The 16,953-nt window shown below is 66.5% G+C and carries 17 protein-coding genes; 3 read left to right on the top strand and 14 right to left on the bottom strand.

Annotation, left to right across the window (positions count from 1 at the left end; genetic code table 11):
- Positions 1 to 146: 146 nt before the first annotated feature.
- The 4 genes from WDN01_22400 to WDN01_22385 form a co-directional block, all read right to left on the bottom strand.
- Positions 147 to 1,532 carry an efflux transporter outer membrane subunit gene (locus WDN01_22400; protein ID MEJ0028788.1) on the bottom strand — a complete coding sequence of 462 codons (1,386 nt, stop codon included), beginning with the start codon at positions 1,530 to 1,532 and terminating at the stop codon, positions 147 to 149.
- On the bottom strand, positions 1,529 to 2,587 hold the full coding sequence (locus WDN01_22395) for an HlyD family secretion protein (GenBank protein ID MEJ0028787.1): 1,059 nt from the start codon (positions 2,585 to 2,587) through the stop codon (positions 1,529 to 1,531). Before WDN01_22395 ends, WDN01_22400 begins: the two co-directional genes overlap by 4 nt.
- On the bottom strand, positions 2,584 to 4,218 hold the full coding sequence (locus WDN01_22390; GenBank protein MEJ0028786.1) for an MFS transporter: 1,635 nt from the start codon (positions 4,216 to 4,218) through the stop codon (positions 2,584 to 2,586). The genes WDN01_22395 and WDN01_22390 overlap by 4 nt, the downstream gene beginning before the upstream one ends.
- 125 nt (positions 4,219 to 4,343) lie before the next feature.
- Positions 4,344 to 4,595, bottom strand: coding sequence for a hypothetical protein (locus WDN01_22385; GenBank protein MEJ0028785.1), 252 nt, complete (start codon positions 4,593 to 4,595; stop codon positions 4,344 to 4,346).
- Between the two features lie 90 nt (positions 4,596 to 4,685).
- Between WDN01_22385 and WDN01_22380 the strand changes: the two genes are divergently transcribed.
- Complete coding sequence (locus WDN01_22380) at positions 4,686 to 4,865, top strand: hypothetical protein (GenBank protein MEJ0028784.1); 180 nt, start codon at positions 4,686 to 4,688, stop codon at positions 4,863 to 4,865.
- Between the two features lie 56 nt (positions 4,866 to 4,921).
- Here WDN01_22380 and WDN01_22375 read toward each other — a convergent pair whose 3' ends face one another.
- The 4 genes from WDN01_22375 to WDN01_22360 form a co-directional block, all read right to left on the bottom strand.
- Positions 4,922 to 5,701 carry a sensor histidine kinase gene (locus WDN01_22375; protein ID MEJ0028783.1) on the bottom strand — a complete coding sequence of 260 codons (780 nt, stop codon included), beginning with the start codon at positions 5,699 to 5,701 and terminating at the stop codon, positions 4,922 to 4,924.
- Positions 5,702 to 6,222: 521 nt separating this feature from the next.
- Positions 6,223 to 6,390: a DUF3309 family protein gene (locus WDN01_22370; protein ID MEJ0028782.1), complete on the bottom strand. Its 168-nt coding sequence runs from the start codon at positions 6,388 to 6,390 to the stop codon at positions 6,223 to 6,225.
- Between the two features lie 79 nt (positions 6,391 to 6,469).
- Complete coding sequence (locus tag WDN01_22365) at positions 6,470 to 6,694, bottom strand: hypothetical protein (protein ID MEJ0028781.1); 225 nt, start codon at positions 6,692 to 6,694, stop codon at positions 6,470 to 6,472.
- Positions 6,695 to 6,787: 93 nt separating this feature from the next.
- A complete protein-coding gene (locus WDN01_22360) occupies positions 6,788 to 7,612 on the bottom strand; it encodes an RcnB family protein (protein ID MEJ0028780.1) in 825 nt (274 codons plus the stop codon).
- Between the two features lie 434 nt (positions 7,613 to 8,046).
- Here WDN01_22360 and WDN01_22355 point away from each other — a divergent pair, with 434 nt between their 5' ends.
- Complete coding sequence (locus WDN01_22355) at positions 8,047 to 8,820, top strand: Crp/Fnr family transcriptional regulator (GenBank protein MEJ0028779.1); 774 nt, start codon at positions 8,047 to 8,049, stop codon at positions 8,818 to 8,820.
- A gap of 43 nt (positions 8,821 to 8,863) precedes the next feature.
- On the top strand, positions 8,864 to 9,655 hold the full coding sequence (locus WDN01_22350; protein ID MEJ0028778.1) for a polysaccharide deacetylase family protein: 792 nt from the start codon (positions 8,864 to 8,866) through the stop codon (positions 9,653 to 9,655).
- On the opposite strand, the gene WDN01_22345 is transcribed toward WDN01_22350, so the two are convergent.
- The 6 genes from WDN01_22345 to WDN01_22320 all read right to left on the bottom strand — a co-directional run bounded on the left by WDN01_22345 (position 9,634) and on the right by WDN01_22320 (position 16,814).
- The gene (locus WDN01_22345; protein ID MEJ0028777.1) at positions 9,634 to 9,984 is read right to left on the bottom strand and encodes a hypothetical protein; all 351 of its coding nucleotides are present in this window, start codon (positions 9,982 to 9,984) and stop codon (positions 9,634 to 9,636) included. The genes WDN01_22350 and WDN01_22345 overlap by 22 nt on opposite strands.
- 80 nt (positions 9,985 to 10,064) lie before the next feature.
- Positions 10,065 to 10,379 (bottom strand): DUF4167 domain-containing protein, encoded by a 315-nt coding sequence (locus WDN01_22340; GenBank protein ID MEJ0028776.1) that lies wholly within the window; start codon positions 10,377 to 10,379, stop codon positions 10,065 to 10,067.
- A 167-nt stretch (positions 10,380 to 10,546) separates the two neighbouring features.
- Entirely contained in the window at positions 10,547 to 11,560 is a 1,014-nt protein-coding gene (locus WDN01_22335; protein MEJ0028775.1) for a cupin-like domain-containing protein, read from the bottom strand.
- Entirely contained in the window at positions 11,560 to 12,252 is a 693-nt protein-coding gene (locus tag WDN01_22330) for a SapC family protein (protein MEJ0028774.1), read from the bottom strand. The genes WDN01_22335 and WDN01_22330 overlap by 1 nt, the downstream gene beginning before the upstream one ends.
- A gap of 14 nt (positions 12,253 to 12,266) precedes the next feature.
- Positions 12,267 to 13,811: a tryptophan halogenase family protein gene (locus WDN01_22325; GenBank protein ID MEJ0028773.1), complete on the bottom strand. Its 1,545-nt coding sequence runs from the start codon at positions 13,809 to 13,811 to the stop codon at positions 12,267 to 12,269.
- A gap of 99 nt (positions 13,812 to 13,910) precedes the next feature.
- On the bottom strand, positions 13,911 to 16,814 hold the full coding sequence (locus WDN01_22320; protein MEJ0028772.1) for a TonB-dependent receptor: 2,904 nt from the start codon (positions 16,812 to 16,814) through the stop codon (positions 13,911 to 13,913).
- Positions 16,815 to 16,953: the final 139 nt, after the last annotated feature.

The following is a 16,953-nucleotide window of genomic DNA, read 5'->3' as shown; positions in this document are numbered from 1 at the left end:
TTCGGCGATCAAAAATGCAGTATGCGATCCGCGGCTCGCACGGTCATTGTCGCAGGTCAACGTCAGGATGGGCCGCGGCCGGCCCTCAATTCTTCCAGGCCGTGGCGTAGATTCCAGAAACGCACGACGCAGGACGGCTCGCCGCGTCATTTGTCCGGGTCCCCCGATGCGCTCCATCCGCCGCCCAGCGCCTGATAGAGCGTGACGGCGGCGTTCAGACGATCCGACCGCACCTGCACCAGCGCGAGCTCGGTCGTCAGCAGCGTGCGCTCGGCATCGAGCTGGTCGAGATAGGGCGAATAGCCGGCGCGATAGCGGCTGGTGGCGAGACGGAGCGCCCGGGCGACGGCGTCGCGCTGCTTCGCCAGCGCCTGTTCTTGCTCGCCGAGGCGGCGGATCGCGGCGAGCGAGTCTTCGACCTCGCGGAACGCGCCCAGCGCCGTCTTGCGATAGGCGAACGCCGCCTGGTTGCGCCGCGCCGCCGTCGTCTCCTGCTGCGCATCGAGACGGCCGGCGTCGAAGATCGGGCCGAAGATACCGGCGCCGAGCGTGAAGATCTGCACCGGGCTGGAAATCAGCGTCGAGCCCACCAGGGCGCCATCGGCGGAAATCCGGATGTCGGGCAGGAATGCCGCACGCGCGGAGTCCAGCGCATGGTCGGCGGCGACGAGCTGTTCCTCGGCCGCGACGATGTCCGGGCGGCGGCGCATCAGCGTGCTCGGCACGGCTGCGGGGACGGTCGGCAGCGCGATGGTCCCTAGCGCGAGGCCGCGCTCGATCGCGCGCGGATTGTCGCCGAGCAGGACGCTGAGACCGTCCTCCTGCCGCGCGATGGCGAGTTCGGCCGCCGGAATTTGCTGCTCGGCGGTACGGTAGTCGGCCTCGGCCTGCGCGAGATCGAGCTGCGAGGCATAGCCGGTCTCGGCGCGGCGGCGCGCGATGCGGAACGAATCCGCGCGGTCGGCGAGCGTCCGGCGCAGGACGTCCAGCCGGGCGTCCAGCGCCCGCAGGGTGATATAGCCGCCGGCGGCCGACGCGGCGACGGCGAGGCGGACATTGTCCCGCGCCGCCACGCTCGACAGCAATTGCGCGCGCGCCGCTTCGCTGGCCTCGGAGAGACGGCCGAAGAGATCGAGATCGTAGCTGATCGACAGCTGGGCCTCGCCGACAGTCTGGTTCTCGGGCACGCCGAAGCCGGGATTGATGTCGCGCTGGCGGTCGCCCGCGGCCAGGCCGGTCACGTCGGGCCAGCGCTGCGCCTGCGCGAAATGGTACTGGCCCCGCGCCTCGGCGACGCGTTCGGCGGCGAGCGCGATATCGTCATTATGCGCCAGCGCGGTCTCGACGACCCGGGCCAGAGCCGGATCGGCGAAGGACTGCCACCACGCCGCATTTATATCCGACGGCGCGGCGCCGGGATCGCTGCGCCAGGCCTGCGGCGGCACGACCGCGGCCTCATGCGGGATTTCGGGCCGCGGTCCCATGCAGCCGGCCAGCAAGACGAGGGCGATGAGGACGACGGGACGCGTCATGGGCCGCCGCTGGTGTCGATGCGCGTCTCCACCGACATGCCCGGCCGCAAGCGATCCGCCCCAGGCTGGTTCGGATCGACCGCGATGCGCACGCCGAAGCGCTGCGGCACCTTGACGAAATTGCCCGTGGCGTTGTCCGGCTTCAGCACGGCGAATTCCGAACCGGCGGCCGGCGACAGCCGCTGGACATGGCCGGTCAGGCGCAGACCGCCCAGCGCGTCGACGGTGAAGGTCGCGGGCTCGCCGGGCATCATATGGGCCATCTGGCCTTCCTTGTAATTGGCGATGATCCAGCGCTCGGCCGGCACGAGCGAGAACAATTGCGTGCCGTTCGTCACATATTGTCCGAGCCGCACGGCGACCTCGCTGAGCTGGCCGGTTTCCGGCGCGCGGATCACCGTGTGGCCGAGATCGATCTCGGCCAGGCGCAATTGCGCGCGCGCCGCTTCGACCTGGGCCCTCAGTCCCTCGCGCCCGACATCGACCGAGCGGATGTCCTGCACCGCGATCTGGCCGCCGGCCTGTGCCTGGGCGAGCGCCGCCAGCGTCTGGTCGCGCTCGCGGATCGATACCGAGCCGTCGCGCACCAGATCGTTGACCCGCGCCATGTCGGCCTGGGCGCGCAGGAGCTGGGCGCGCGCGCTCGCGCTGGCCGCGACGCGCGCGGCATGCGCCTGGTCGCTGTTGTCGAGCGCCGCGATGGCGGCGGCGACCGAGGCGGCGGCCTGCGCCACGCGGGCGCGGTAGATCCGGTCGTCGATCAGCACGAGGACGCCGCCGGCGCGCACCTGCTGATAGTCGTGCACCGGTACCGCGGCGACATAGCCGCTGACCTGCGGCGCGATCACCGTGGTGCGGCCGCGGACATAGGCGTCGTCGGTGACTTCGATGCGGCCGCCGAAGGGCCACAGATCCCAGGCCCAGAGGACGACGAGGATCGCCGCGAGCGCGAGCACCGCGATCGCCACGGTCGTGAGCGGATTGCGGGCCGGCGGATGCCAGACCTGGGCGGGCGGCGGCGGCGCGGGCGTTTCGGAAAGTCCGGGTGCGCTCATGTCGGTGCCATCGCTTCGCGTCGCCTTCGTATCGCCGTGGTTGCTATCAGATAGATCAAATAAAGCGCCGTCGCGATCGAGATCCATTCGACGAGACGGAAGACGTCGTTGAAGGCGAGCGTGTTCGCCTCGCCCGCCAGCGACCGGCCGAGCAGGCCCGCGCCCTCCGCGCCGCGCAGGAGGGGATCGCCGAGCACGCCGGAGAACACCTGGGCTCCGCCCTGGATGCGCGCCGCCGCCAGCGGATCGCCCACGACGATGTCGCCGGCCAGGTTCGAGGCGTGCCCGTTGGCATAGAGGACCTGCGCCGTGCCCAGGAACGCCGAGCCCGCCAGGCCGCCGATGTTCTGGGTCATGCTGAAGATCACGATGAGACTGACCAGATGGGTCGGGCCTTTGCGCAGCATCTGCAGGAAGCCGTAGGCGAGCGTCGGCCCGATAAACAAGGTGGTGCCGAAACCGATCAGCGACTGGCTGAGATAGAGCTGCTCCGGCCGCGTGATGCTGGTCGAGTAGCTGTCGAGCCAGGCGGCAAACGCGATGATCAGCGACGCCGCCAGCACCTGGAAGGGCAGCCGCGCCTCCGACAGGGTGACGCAGGCCACCGCGCCGCCCAGCACCATCGAGAGCGCGACATAGCCGAACAGCGTGTGGAGCTGGTCGTTGGTGAGACCGCCCGAAGTCAGGAAACCGACCGAGCCATAGGTCTGCTCGGCCAGCGCGAGGCGCACCAGGAGCGCCACCGCGATGAAGCGCAGGACATCGCGGCTGCCGAGCCATTGGGTCTGGAGCAGCGGGCGCTCGCGGTGGTTCTCGATGACGATCGCGGCGGCGATCATGGGCACGGCGACGACAAGCGCCCAGCCGAGCCACGCCCGATCCATCCACCACAGAAGCCGGCCCTCGCCCAGGACGATGCAGAGCAACAGGAATGCCGGCACCATCAGGCCGATGGTGACGAAATCGAGACGCTCGAAGGCCGGGCTGCGCTCGCTGGGCGGCAGGGGCACGGCGAGGATCACCGCCGTGATGGTCAGCGAAACGCCCAATTCGATCAGGGACAGGCCGTGCCAATGGTCCTGCGCCAGCAGGTCGAGCGGGACCAGGCGGGCGAGCGGCGTGCCGAGCTGGGTGAGGCTGATGCCGATCACCAGCGCCAGCGGCCGCAGAGGCACCGGCATGACCTGCAGGAAATAGTAGATCGTGAGCGTCGTGAGGCCCGCCGCCGCCACGCCGCAGGTGGCGCGCAGGGCGATGGCCGCGGGATAACCGGGCAGGATCAGCTGAACGGCGGCGGCCAGCGCGTAGACGCCCAGCAGCACGACCGTCACCTCGGGGATGCCGAATTTCGCGCGGGCGCGCACCAGGGTGAGGTTGGCGGTGGCGTTCATGGCGACGTAGATCGCGGGCAGCACGCCGACCTGCGCGAGCGTCAGGCCGAGCGAGCCGGCCAGATTGCCGGCATTCACGTTCACCAAGGCATTGGTGAAGGTCGCCAGCGCGCCGATCAGCGTGCCGACGCAGACATAGGCGATCTTGCGCGGGAGCGAATGGCTGGGCGCGAAGGGCGAGCCCGGAAACATCGGCCGCTCCTGCGGCGCGAAGCGATATTCGGATTCGACGACGCTCATCCGCCAATGCCCGCCCAGGAAGAACACCTTTGCCGCCCCAAATTTACGTCGTTATGTCGTTCGCAAAAATAAGAGAATAAGGCGGCCGAATTGCCGCGCAAGGTTGTAGCGACCCGCATCACTTTTCAACCGTAGCCCAGCCTGAGCCTGCCGCTTATCCCCGGCGCGATGATTGGCAAATTCTGCTGATTTTGGAGTTCTTTTGAGCCTTCCTCGCAGCGGACAACCCGCTCGAAAACATCGCTCTTTCGGCGGGTGCAAAGCCATGCCGCGTAGCGACGCAGATCGCGCGGGCCGCCTCGCCTGCGCATTCCGGAACGGATACCGGAGGCGTCCGGCGGACGACGCAACCAAGCAAGTTTGATGACGTTGTCCATCGGAGGCGTTCCTTCCGACCTTTGCTTCAAAGGATGCGACGATGGGCTCTTCCTCGATCGTCACGATTTCGATTTGCCGACAGCCGCAGCATGATCCTTTCGCCTGACATGCGCCGCCGCCTGCCAGCGGCCTTAAAGCGTGTCGCGAAGGCGGTGCTGCCGGCGTCCGCGGGCAAGCCGTCGCGCGGCGAAGTCCTGGAGGCCGCGGCCCGCCGGCCGAACTGGCGGCTGCTATGGCTGCTGTTTCGCGAGCGCCTGCCGCGACGATAGGCGGAGCATAGCTCGATCACATCCGTCCGAGCGGCACGAGGAAGATGACGTTCTGCTCAGGAGAACGCCACCGTGAAGCGAGCGCCCTGGTTGCCGTCGCCGCGCCCGAAGCGCAGTTCGCCGCCGATCCGATCGACGAACGACTTGACGATCTTCATGCCGAGCCCCCTGCCGGCGGTCGGATCGAAATCCTCGGCCAGGGGCACGCCGTCATTGGACACCGACAGCATGTAGCCGCCTTCGGCTTTTGCGGAGAATCTGAGCGCGACGCGGCCCTTGCCGTGCTTGGCGGCATTGGTGAGAAGTTCGCTGACGATGAAACCGAGGGGAATGCCGATGGCCGCCGGCAACTCGACTTCCTTCCCGTCGTCGAAGATGACTTCGACCGTTCCGCCGGACGACGTCATGACGGAGAAATCGCGGCTCAATTCCTCGACATATTGCTTGAAGGCGACGGTGTGGGCGCCGTCGTGGGAATGCAATCGCTGATGGACGCGCACGATCATGCCGACGCGGTCGGCCGCGACTTTCAACTGGCCGGCGGTTTCGGCGTTGCCCGCCGACCGGCTTTGCAGCGACAGCAGGCTCACGATGATCTGAAGATCGTTCAGCAGCCTGTGGTCGGATTCCCTGCTTAGGAGGAGCTGCTGCTGGATCTGCGCGTCCTTCTGGCCGAGCAGCAATTCGTCCTGGGCGAGCGCCTCGCGCAGCCGCGCCTCCGCGACCCGGCTCAGATAGAGTTCGCGCTCATAGCTCGCGACGCTGCGCCCTCCCTTCACGGCGAATTGCGGATCGGAGGGCGGATCCAGACTGGTCTTGAGCGATTCGACGGTCATGTTGCGTATTCCTTCGGTTTTCGAATTCCGCTTCAATCGATGCCGCAGATTGCGGCCCGGGCCGCCGCGCGGGATTGATGCCGGTCAACAAGGTCGGAAACCGGACTTAGACCCATCGGCATGCGACATCGCGTTCGCCGACCCGCCTTCGGGCACCGACAAAGACACGTCTCTCGCCTGGGCACGACGTACCTCCCCCGGGAAACAATTCCGGAGCGTGGGCGATCGGCGCCAGCAGCGCGCAGATTTTCGAAAAGAAGCGACATCGAGAGCGGACGCCCGCCCATGGCAGCGTCACAACTCATCATCACTTTACGCTTCGCACCGGACGATGTCGAGGACAATGTCCGGCACCGGACATAGCGTCGATGCGCCCGGCTTGGCGCGCGGCCGCGATAAAGCGCCGAAGAGAGCCTTATCCCGGCCGCCACGCCGGGAACTCGCAGGACCGCGCCGCCCGCGCGCATCGATCTTGGGAAATATCTTCGCGGCCGATCCGGCGCGGCAGCGGAAGCGGCCGGCTAGACGCGCAAGCCGGGCAGTACGCCAAGCAGCCAGAGGATCAGCAGGACGATCAGCAGCGTGCCGAGCGCGCCGCCGAGACCGGCGCCGCCAAAGCGGTTGTAGCCGTAGTAGCCGCCGCCGCCGAACAGCAGCACCAGCACGACGATAAGCAGTATGAGTCCCATGGGAGTTCTCCTTCATGTGCGGTCGATGGGGCGCGGAAAGGCCGGGCATTGGCGCCCGGCGCTTCCGCAAAGGCGCGGGCTACCGGCTCCAGCGGCGGCAATAGCGCTGATGGTGCCTATAGCCCCAACTGACGCAGTGCCGACGGCTGTGATAGCGGTGGCGATTGCGATCGCCGATGCCGAGATGGACGCCGGCGCCGACGCCGCCGATATGGACTCCGACGCCGACCGCGGCGGTCGCGGGCGTCGCGGCGGTCGCGCCGAGCAGGCCCAGTGCAAAAATGGAAGCGATCAGGATTTTCATGTCTCTCTCCTTTGTGAAACGACGGTGCAAGGCTCTGGTGATGCGGCGCCGCCGCGTGTCCGGCTGTCGCCGGAGCACGCGGCGGCCGGTACGTCAGTCGAACAATCCGTAGACGACCTGAAGGACCACGCCGGTCTGCTTGTCGATCAGCACGGCATCGTCGTCGTAGCGCACCCATACATAGCCGTAGGGCGGCACCGGCAGGTTGAACATCCAATAATCGGTCAGCCAGTAGTTCTGGGCGCGGAAGATCGTCGGGAAGACCTGGCCGAAGACCCAGCGACGGTAGTACCAGCCGCTCGGCCGGTTGTAGGTCTGCCAGTGAAACTGGCGCGGCGCCGTCAGATTGCGCTGATAGGTCCCGCGATTGAAGGTGCGGGGATATTGATTCCAGTTCGAAGGCCGCGTGCCGAACACGGTGGCACCGCCATGGCCACCGCCGTTCGTCGCGCCATGCGCGCCGCCGCCCGGCGTACGTCCGGCCGGTGTGCGTGTCGCCGGTGTGCGCGCAGCAGGCGTACGTGCAGCAGGCGTACGTGCAGCGGGCGTACGTGCAGCAGGCGTACGTGCAGCAGGCGTACGTGCAGCAGGCGTGCGTGCGGCGGGCGTGCGCGGCGCGGGCGTATGCGCGGCCGGCCGGTTGCCCTGGCCGCCGATCAGGAGCCCGCCGGCGGTTCTGTCGATCGTCGGCGCGGCGCCTGCGGGATGTCCACCGGTCCGCGCGCGGGCGGGGGGCGCCGGCGCGTGGTCTACCGGTGCGGCCGGAGCGACGGCGGGAGAGGGCCGAAGGCCGCCGCGACGCGCTCGATCGGGATCGTTCTGGGCAATCTGCAAAAGAGAATGCGCCGGAATTCGTGCCTGGGCCGGCATCGCGGCCAGCAGGACCAGCGACAGGGCCGGCAAAACGATGTGCTTCATGGCGAACTCCTTATGTCGTGCATCGGACGGTCGATTTTTTGCCCGCGGGTGGGCGATCCGCGTCATTCGACGTCACGGACCCGTGAGTAGGAACGCAGAGACCGCGCACCCGGGCGCGACTCGCCTGCATCTATTCGACCCGCGGAGGGAACGCCGGGCATCAATCGCATTCCGCTGGTCGGGAGCGCGGGCCGACGAAGTCGCGGCCCTTGATGTCTCTCAGCCGCCAGCAGCCGGTTTCGTCGCTGGCGATAGCCGAGACTATCACGCGCGCGGCGCGTTCCGATATAGAGCAAGGCACCGAAATGTCGGCTTTCGGACATTATCCTTGCCCCGGGCCTCGCAAAGGCGCAGCGTTTTGCGCGAGCGGCGCCGTCGGCGCGCTGGAGCCCAAAATCGCCACAAGCGAGGAAATACCGCTGTCGAAGCTCGGTTTGAGCAGAAGCACTGTGCGCCAGCTCGGCGACACCCCCGTGAACCGCCTGCTCGCGCTGCTACCGCCGCGCGACTATGCCAGCCTGCGACGGCATCTGAAGCCGATCGCGCTCGCCTACCGGCAATCGCTCTACCGCGCGAACAAGGCCATCGAATACGTCTATTTCATCGAAAGCGGCGTCGGTTCGCTGGTGAACACGATGCGCAACGGCGAGGCGGCGGAAGTCGGGACCATCGGCAATGAAGGCCTGGTGGGGCTGCCGCTGCTCCTGGGCGACGACCGCTCGCCGACCAGCGTCTATGTCCAGGTGCCCGGATCGGGCCTGCGGATCAAATCCGACCTGTTCGCGAAAGCGCTGGCGAAGAGCGCCTCGCTGCGCACCGTGATGGGCCACTATGCGCACGCCTTCTTCAACCAGGTCGCGCAGTCCGCGGCCTGCAATCACTTCCATTCGCTGGAACAGCGCTGCAGCCGCTGGCTGCTGATGACGCATGACCGGATGCATTCCGACGAGTTCCTGCTCACCCAGGAATTCCTCGCGATGATGCTGGGCGTGCAGCGCACCGGGGTGACGGCGGCGGCGAGCGCACTGCAGCGGGCCGGAATCATCCGCTATACGCGCGGCAACGTCACGATCATCGACCGGCGCGCTCTCGAGCGGCGGTCCTGCGAATGCTATGGCGTGTCCAAGAAGGAGTTCGACCGTCTGCTCGGCGAACGCCCGGCCAGGAAGAGCCGCAGGGCCCGAGACGCCAAGACGAAGGCGATATGAGCCGACGACGCCTTTGCGGAGCTCCTTCCAAGGCGGCCGCCCCATGCTGACGCGCCGGGGCGTGACGGTCGGCATCGGCGCCGCGGTCGCCAGCACCTTCGCCGCGCCCGCCAGCGCGCGCTTCGGCTGGCCGGGGGGCGCGCAGGCGGCCGTCAGCCTGACCTATGACGACGGCTATGACAGCCAACTCCGGAACGCGGTGCCGCTGCTGGACGACCTCGGCTTCAAGGCGACGTTCTTCCTGACGGTGGCGAATATCGAGGCGCGCGTGGACGACTGGGCCGCCCTGTCCCGCAAGGGCCACGAGATCGGCAACCACACGCTGACGCATCCGTGCATGCTGAAGGATTATTCGACCGAGCGGTTCGTGCGCGAACAGATCGCGCCGACGGAGCGCTATTTCGACAGCCATTTCGAAGGCGCCAAGCCGCGAAGCTATGCCTATCCGTGCGGCTATGAAGGCCTCGGACGGGGCACGAATGTGGCGCGGGTGGGCGAATATGTCGACGCGCTCAAGCCCAACTTCCTGGCGGCGCGGACCGTGAGCGGGCCGCCCAACGACCCGCGCAACGTGATGCGGCAGCGCTATTTCCTGAACGGCTATGAGCCGACCTACGACGTCGACAACCGCGAGATGGCGCTGCGCTATGTCCGGAAGGCCATGAGGGACGGGCACTGGGCCGTCCTCGTCTTCCACGAGGTGGTGGATCGCCGCAAAGCCGCCGGCGACACCAACATTGCGGTGCATCGCGACATTCTCGAAGGCCTCGCCCGCCTGCCGGTATGGTGCGCGCCGATGCGCACGGTGTTCGGCTATGTCACCGGCGCGGCCTGAAGCAGCGCCCAGACTTCGCCGGCGGTTTCCTTGGGGCGATAGAACAGCACGCGGCCCGGCGGCGCCGAACGCGTTTCGGCGGCGTCGGCGCAATGGCGGCGGAACGCCCGTTCCACCTCGTCTTCGAATTTCTGCGGAATGTCCTGCCCGCGCCGGGACCGGCTGGCGCGAATGGCCCGCATCACCGACCAGCGGCGCAATCCGCCCGGACGGGTGGACAGCACTTCGACGAGTTCGTCCAGAACCGCCTGCTCGCTGCGCGAGACGGGCCCGATGGCGCCGGGCGACGCCTTCGCTTCCGTCGAGTCGTCGGACATTTCATAGGTCATCTTGTTCCTCGGATTCCAGGCGATCGGGACGCCATGTCGTCGGCGCCACGGGCGCGCGGGCGAATATGACGCCGGCCGGGTTAAGGAGTAGGCGGCACGGCCGCGTCGCTATTTGCCTGGCCGCGCGATTGGGCCGCCGCGGCGATCAGGCGGTGAAAGTGCTCGGCATGCTGCCAATAGTTTTCCCGGTCGACCCGGTCGGCGCTGCCCGCGCTTTCGGCGAGGGTCAGATAGTGCTGCTGGCGCCGCTTCCAGTGTTCCTGGTCGTTGTCCGATCTTTGAAAATTCGTTGCCGGCCGTTGCTGGTCGTTTCGCTGACGCTGGCCCGCGGCAAAGGCCTTTTGCGGCCGTCTGGTGGATTTCATCTTGTGTTCGCTTTTGACGACCGCCGGCAATGCGGGCTTTGGGCCGGAACTGTCGCGGTCTTGGGTGGATGGCGCAGGCACTGCCTGAGCCGGGCGCTTTCTCTGCGCCACACGGAACGAATCCGCAGGGCCAAGTGCCGGGGTGTACGTAGGCTTATGGGCACCGACTTTCAAGGGGCGCCCAATTCCGCACCCGATCAGCCGCCGCGCAGCATCTGCATGATGCGCAGGCGCAGTCTTCCGTAATTGTCCTTGAGCGGGCCGAGGATGCCGTGCCGGTCGGCGGGCAGATGCGCCAGCGGGTGGCCCTCGGGGCGGAAGACATAGTGATCGAAGAAGGCCCGCCAGGCCGCGCGCTCCGCCGGCGGGCGTTCGGCGATGGCGATCATCGCCAGCAGAAGGCCGGTATAGGGCGCGTCCGGGCCGGCGCTGAAACCGTCCCACCAGTAGTTCACCAGCGCATTGAACGGCGCCGTCGCCTCGACCTGGTGCCACCAGAGCTTGGGCAGATAGAGCGCGTCGCCCGGCTGCAGCTCGGCGACCAGCGCGCGGTCGCGCACCTCTGCGAACAGGGGATAGCGGGCGTCGTCCGGCGGGGCGGAGGCGGCGAGGCTCACGGGCTGGCCCGCCATGGTGTGGTCGATGGGCCCGACATAGAGCTTTCCCGTCAGCCCCGGCGCGTAGAGCGTGAAGCGCCGCGCGCCGGCGACGACGCAGGCGATGTTGTCCAGCGTGTCGTAATGCGCCGACACGTTCGAGGCGTGGCCGAGCCAGATGCGCGCAGCAATCGTGGGGTTCAAAAACGGCAGGGCATTCTGCGCGGCAAAGCCCGGCAGGTAATCGTCGACGGGAAGCGAGCCGATATAGACCGATGCCGATCCCGCGCGGTCCAGATTTTCGAGGATCGTGTCGAGCGCGGCCAGGAAGGCCATCTGCCGGCGCGCGAAATTGAATCCCGCCAGATCGTCGCTGTAGTAGTATTTGCCGGCGATGCGCGGTTCGCCGAGGAAGGCCTGGGCTTCGCGTCCGGCATCGAAGGCGGCGACATAGTCGCGGAACGTCCGCGGCGAGCGCGCCGCGGCGGCGACGGCGGGCCAGCCCGCAACGAGCCCACGAAGGACGACCGGTTCGCAGGGTTCGGCGATGTCGCGGAGGAATTGATCGGGGCCCGCGATCTGCGCTCCGGCGATCTCGCGGACGCGCCCCGGCATCAGCCGGCGCTTTCGTGCAGCCGCCGGTTCTTCTTCTGCGCCAGGACCGGAATCTGCTTCAGCGACGCGATCATCAGATAGATCAGATGCAGATAGCCGCGCCGGAACAGGTCGAGCACCGTGGCATCCGGCAGGGCCTGGAGCGTGTTGCGGTCGATCGTGTAGAGGTCGATCAGCTTGAGCCGCGAGCCGTCGTCGAAGCCCAGGTCGACGGTGATGGGTTCGATCAGCTTCAGCTTCAGCAGGGTGTCGATGAAGACCTTGGTCATCTCGAAGCCGGGCCGCAGCTCGCGGAAGGCCGCGACGATGGTCTGCAGATAGGGCGTCGGCTCGCCGCTCTCCTGGAACAGGGCCTCGCCCCGGCCGACGCGCGGGCTGTCGAGGTCGATCGCCAGATCGCTGCCGGCGACGAAGAAGGGCTGGCGCTGGAGATTGAGCGGACGATAGGCGTCCTGCCCCTTGCCGTCCGCGCTCAGGAACAGGTTCTCGCCGAAGCCGAGCATGGCGCCGGCGAAGAACGCGCCGGTCTCGGAATCCTTGGCGAAGAAGATCGGATAATGGACGACGAGGGCGGGAAACTCCGAGATCGCGACATGGACGAAGCGCTGGTTGTCGCCGAGCTCGGCCGACGCGCCGGCCTGCACGCGCAAATGGCGATGGGTCTGGCTGTTCAGGACGACGATGTTGGTCACTGCCGCGCTCCGCCTCAGATGGGCTGCAATCCGAAGTCGTGAATCTTGCGGATCAGGTCCCGGTTCTTGGGCAGCTGGGACCGCATGCGCCGCGTCACCGCCGCGTTCTCCTCGACAAGCCGGGCCGCGATCGCGTCGGTGCCGTCGCTGTCGGACGGATCGACCTCGCTGCGGAAGCCCATCCCATAGAGGACATATTGATAGCTCGCCGCCGGGAACACCTCTTCCAGGCGGTCGAACTCGTCGAAGAACCAGGGCGAGCGGTATTTCCACAGCAACAGCAGATTCTTGAGCCGGTCAGGCACCGAGACGGGATCGACATTGTCGATCCAGAACCGGCTGTCGGTGCGCTTGGTGAGCACATAATGCAGCTTGAGGAAATCGACGATGCGGCCCCAGCGATAGGACGTGACGTCGTTGAAGCGGGCGGCGACGATGTCCATGACCTCGCGGTTGGCCGGCATCTGCTCGGCGATCAGCTTCGCCGAGAGCTCGACCAGCACGATGGCGGAGGCCTCCAGCGGCTCGAGGAAGCCGGCGGCCAGGCCGACCGCGACGCAGTTGTTCTTCCAGAAGGTCTCGCGATGGCCCGAGCGGATCGGGATCTTGCGCACGGAGAGGCCCTTGATGGCGGGCCCGACATAGCGCGCCAGCTCTTCCTGCGCCGCCTCCTCGCTGCTGTGGCGGCTGGAATAGACATAGCCGATGCCGCGCCGCGTCGGCAGGCCAATGTCCCAGATCCAGCCGGCCTTCTGCGCGGTGGAGATCGTGTGCGAGGCCATCGGCGCGTCGGGCGTCTCATAGGGCACCTGGACGGCGAGCGCGGTGTCGCAGAACAGTACGTCGCTGCAATCCTTGAAGGGAACGCCGAGCGTCTTGCCGAGCAGGAGGGCGGAGAAGCCGCTGCAATCGACGAACAGATCGCCCGGGATGTCGCCGGCCTGCCTGGTCGTCAGGCTCGCGATGTCGCCGTTCTCGGCGCGGTTGACCGTCAGGACGTCGGCCTGCACATGGCGCACACCGAGCTTTTCGGTGCAGTGCCGCTGCAGGAAGGGCGCGAATTTGCCGGCGTCGAGGTGATAGGCGTAGTTCGCGACCGCCTGGTATTCCGGCGTGGTGATCATCTTGGGCGCCAGGCCGTCGTCGCAGAGCTGGCCTTGCGGGCACACCGCGTCGCAGAAGGACCGGCCGCGGCCACTGCGCAGCCAGTGCGGCACGAGATTGAGCTGCGTGAAACCCTGCGGCAGCATCAGCGGATGGTAGTAGGCGTCGTTCGCGGCGCCGGTGGTCCAGCGGGCGAAGCTGGCGCCCTGCTTGAACGCCGTATCGCATTCGCGGAAGAACGCGGTCTCCGACACGCCGATCTTCTCCAGCGTGGAGCGCATCGTCGGCCAGGTGCCCTCGCCGACGCCGATGATGCCGATGTTCGGCGATTCGACCAGCGTCACCGTGAAGCCGGTCTTCATCCGCCCCTGGTGGCGCGCGGCGATGACGCCTGCGGCGAGCCAGCCCGCCGTTCCGCCGCCGACGATGACGATGTTCTGGATCGGCCGCACCATCGTCTAATCCGGTCTCGACTGCATCGAACGCATCCTATCGCGCAAATGAAGGGGCCGCCAAGCTTTGGCTTGGCGGCCCCTTTTCGTCAGGTCAAAGGATCAAAGCTTGAAGTGCACGCCGGCGATGAACCTGCGGCCGTAATCCACCACATCGAGAACCTGGTTCGAGTAGCGGCCATGGGTGCTGTAGGTCGCGTCGGTCAGGTTCATCGCCTCGAAATAGACCGTGAACTGCTCGGTGACGTCGTAGCTGGTGCTGAAGTCCATGTTCCAGTTCGTGTTCACGAAGGTCGGCTCGGTTCCGAAGGTCGAACCGTTCTGCAACTGGCCGAAGCCGTTGAGGTAGCTGTCCTGCCAGTTGATCGCGAGACGGGCCTGGAAGCCGTCCTTGTCGTAGAAGCCGACCAAGTTCGCCGAATCCGCGAGGCCCGTGATGGCGAAGCTGCCGAAGCCGAACGGATCGGGATTGAACGGCTTGTCGCTGCCGACGACGGTTCCGTTCGCCTGGAAGCCGAAGCCCGTATCGTCGAACACATGCTGCAGCGAAAGCTCAAGGCCGTAGACATTCGCCGACGGGCCGTTGACAGGCAACGTCAACGTATACGGAATATTCGTCCCGCCGGGACCGGCGCCCGTGAACACCTGCTGGGTCGAACCGGTGACGACGAAGTTGCTCACCGACTTCACGAAGGTATCGACAGACAGATAGGAGTTCGGCTGATAGTACCACTGCGCGCTCAAATCCACATTGTCGGACAGGAAGGGCTGCAGGTCCGGATTGCCGCCATTGGCGGTGACGTTGCCGACACGCGACGCGCCGATGCTGAACGACGGATTGAGCTGGCTGATCGCCGGACGCGTCAGTGTGCGCGACGCATCGAAGCGGATGTCCAGATCGTCCGTGACAGCCAGATCCATGTCGAGATTGGGGAGCAGATACTGGTAGCTGTGCGTGCCCACGACATTGCCGGCCGCGGAATAGTGGACGTCGTAGGCCGTCGGATCGCCGGCCTGGATGGTGAACCCGTTCGGGGCGAGCGGCGCGCGCCCGATACCGATCACGTTCACGTCGGTAAGCTCGTAGCGGCTGCCCACGTTGATCTTCAACGGCATGTGCGCGATGTCGGCCTTGAAGGTCGCCATCACGAAGCCGGAATAGGTGGTCTCGCCCAGCTGGTGGAACGAACCGGGGTTGAACGCTAACCGATAGGTGCCGTCGAAGGGACGACCGACCTCGTTCGGCGGCGGCGCGCAGCAATCGCCCGCGCCCACGCCATGGAGACCCTGCAGGTAGTTGACCACCGTATACGGATTGAAGGCCAGAACCGCCGGCGGGAGGTTGTTGGCGCCGCTCCAGCCGTTGATGAACCCCGCCGTGCTGAACGAGTTGGTGAAGAAGCTCTGCGGCAGGACGACGCCAGAGGCCGAGCCCGACGCCGGGCCGTAGCCGGAATAGGCCTGCCAATTGTTGTTCTCGAAAGTGTCGAACGCGGCCTCGTTCTTATGCTCGGCGAGATATTGGAAGCCGAACTGCAGGTCGAGATTGCTCTCGGTCCAGTCGCCGACGAACTTCGCCTGGTTGATCGTGTCCAGGTTCACATTGGTGCCGATCGGCACGACGTGCGAGCCGATGATGCCGTTGTTGATGAACTGAGACGCGTTGCCGGCCGGACCGAAAGTGGTCGGATAGGGCAACCCATGGCCCGCCGGCACCACGATGCCCAGATCGGTGGAGAACGGTCCGCCATAGCCGACGTCGACGTCGATTTCGCCGTACTGATGGCCGGGGTTCAGCCAGCCTTCGGCATGATCGGCGTCGAGCGTGAGCTTGAACTTGTCGCTGATGTCCCACTTCACATTGGCGCCGAAGTCGTTGTGCTGCAGCACTTCGCCGTTGATCTGCCCCTGGAAGTCGGTCGGTGTGTTCGGCTGGTCGTAGCTGATGGCCGTGCCGTTCGAGTCGAGCTTGATGTTCTGCAGGCTGCCCTGGTTGAACCACACGCTGAAGCCGTACTGATTCTGGTGTTCGTGCTCGCGCGCGAAATTGTCGTTCAGCGTGATCTCGATCGCGTCGGTCGGGCGCCACTGCAACACCAAGCGGCCCTGCATACGCTCGACATTGGTGAGCTCATGATAGATGCCGTAGTCCTGGATGAAGAAGTTGGGGCTGCCGTCCGGCGGCGGCGTTCCCGCATATTGGGCGGCATGGATCTGGTTGTCCGCCGGCCCGGTCGTGAAGCCGTTCCAGGCCTGGATGTTGATGTGGTTCTGCCGCGTCTCGGTGTCGGAATAGGATCCGGCCAACAGGATGCCGAACGTGTCGTTGGCGAAGGTGTCGCTGAACAGCACGTCGCCGTTCGGCGTAACCTTGCCGCGCTCCGGCGAAACGGTGCCCGAGGCCGAGCCGGCGATCACCAGGCCCGAATGGTCGAAAGGCTTGGGGAAGTGGATGTTGATGGTCGCGCCGATCGCGCCGGACGACAGCGTCGCGTCCGGCGATTTCAGGACGTCGATCTGGCTGACGAAATCGGAGTTGACCGAGCTGAAATCGAAGGCGCGGTCGCCGACCTGGTTGCCCTGGGTGTTGCCGACGGCGCTCGGAACCTGGCGGCCGTCGAACAGCGTCGTGTTGAAGGACGGGCCGAAGCCGCGCACCGTGATCGCGGTCGCCTCGCCGGTGGACGACGTGGCGCCGGTGCTCGTCGAGGAGCTCACGCTGCGGGTCACCGTGACGCCCGGAATGCGCATCATCGCGTCGGCGAGGTTCACGTCGGGGAATTTGCCGATGTCCTCGGCCGTGATCGCATCGATCAGGCCGTTCGAATCGCGCTTGATATCGAGGTCGCGCTGCAGCGAAGCGCGCAGGCCGGTGACGATCACCGTCTCGACGCCCTCGTCGGCGTCGGCCGCGAGGGCCGGTATGGTTACGGCGCCGATCGCCAGCGCGGACACGCTGCTCAGCAAAAGTGCATGGAATGTCGACCTGTTCCTGAGATGTGACACGATTCCCTCCCTATCGTTGCCCCGGCCCGCGAGCGCGTGGCAGTCCTGACGTTCTGTTCGCGCTCAGCAGTCCCGCACAAGCAAAAGCGCGGAATCGCCGCGGCGTTTTGCGTATAGGAAGTGCTTTGCGAAAATATCT

It is taken from the genome of Rhizomicrobium sp. (assembly GCA_037200985.1).
In the GTDB taxonomy this organism is placed as follows: domain Bacteria; phylum Pseudomonadota; class Alphaproteobacteria; order Micropepsales; family Micropepsaceae; genus Rhizomicrobium.
The sequence above is the reverse complement of the archived record's forward strand: the minus strand, read 5'-3'. Positions and strand labels throughout refer to the sequence as shown.

Coding starts and splice junctions, on each gene's coding strand:
- WDN01_22400 (MEJ0028788.1), bottom strand. CDS start 1,532: ATGACGCGTCCCGTCGTCCTCATCGCCCTCGTCTTGCTGGCCGGCTGC.
- WDN01_22395 (MEJ0028787.1), bottom strand. CDS start 2,587: ATGAGCGCACCCGGACTTTCCGAAACGCCCGCGCCGCCGCCGCCCGCC.
- WDN01_22390 (MEJ0028786.1), bottom strand. CDS start 4,218: ATGAGCGTCGTCGAATCCGAATATCGCTTCGCGCCGCAGGAGCGGCCG.
- WDN01_22385 (MEJ0028785.1), bottom strand. CDS start 4,595: ATGGACAACGTCATCAAACTTGCTTGGTTGCGTCGTCCGCCGGACGCC.
- WDN01_22380 (MEJ0028784.1), top strand. CDS start 4,686: ATGATCCTTTCGCCTGACATGCGCCGCCGCCTGCCAGCGGCCTTAAAG.
- WDN01_22375 (MEJ0028783.1), bottom strand. CDS start 5,701: ATGACCGTCGAATCGCTCAAGACCAGTCTGGATCCGCCCTCCGATCCG.
- WDN01_22370 (MEJ0028782.1), bottom strand. CDS start 6,390: ATGGGACTCATACTGCTTATCGTCGTGCTGGTGCTGCTGTTCGGCGGC.
- WDN01_22365 (MEJ0028781.1), bottom strand. CDS start 6,694: ATGAAAATCCTGATCGCTTCCATTTTTGCACTGGGCCTGCTCGGCGCG.
- WDN01_22360 (MEJ0028780.1), bottom strand. CDS start 7,612: ATGAAGCACATCGTTTTGCCGGCCCTGTCGCTGGTCCTGCTGGCCGCG.
- WDN01_22350 (MEJ0028778.1), top strand. CDS start 8,864: ATGCTGACGCGCCGGGGCGTGACGGTCGGCATCGGCGCCGCGGTCGCC.
- WDN01_22345 (MEJ0028777.1), bottom strand. CDS start 9,984: ATGACCTATGAAATGTCCGACGACTCGACGGAAGCGAAGGCGTCGCCC.
- WDN01_22335 (MEJ0028775.1), bottom strand. CDS start 11,560: ATGCCGGGGCGCGTCCGCGAGATCGCCGGAGCGCAGATCGCGGGCCCC.
- WDN01_22325 (MEJ0028773.1), bottom strand. CDS start 13,811: ATGGTGCGGCCGATCCAGAACATCGTCATCGTCGGCGGCGGAACGGCG.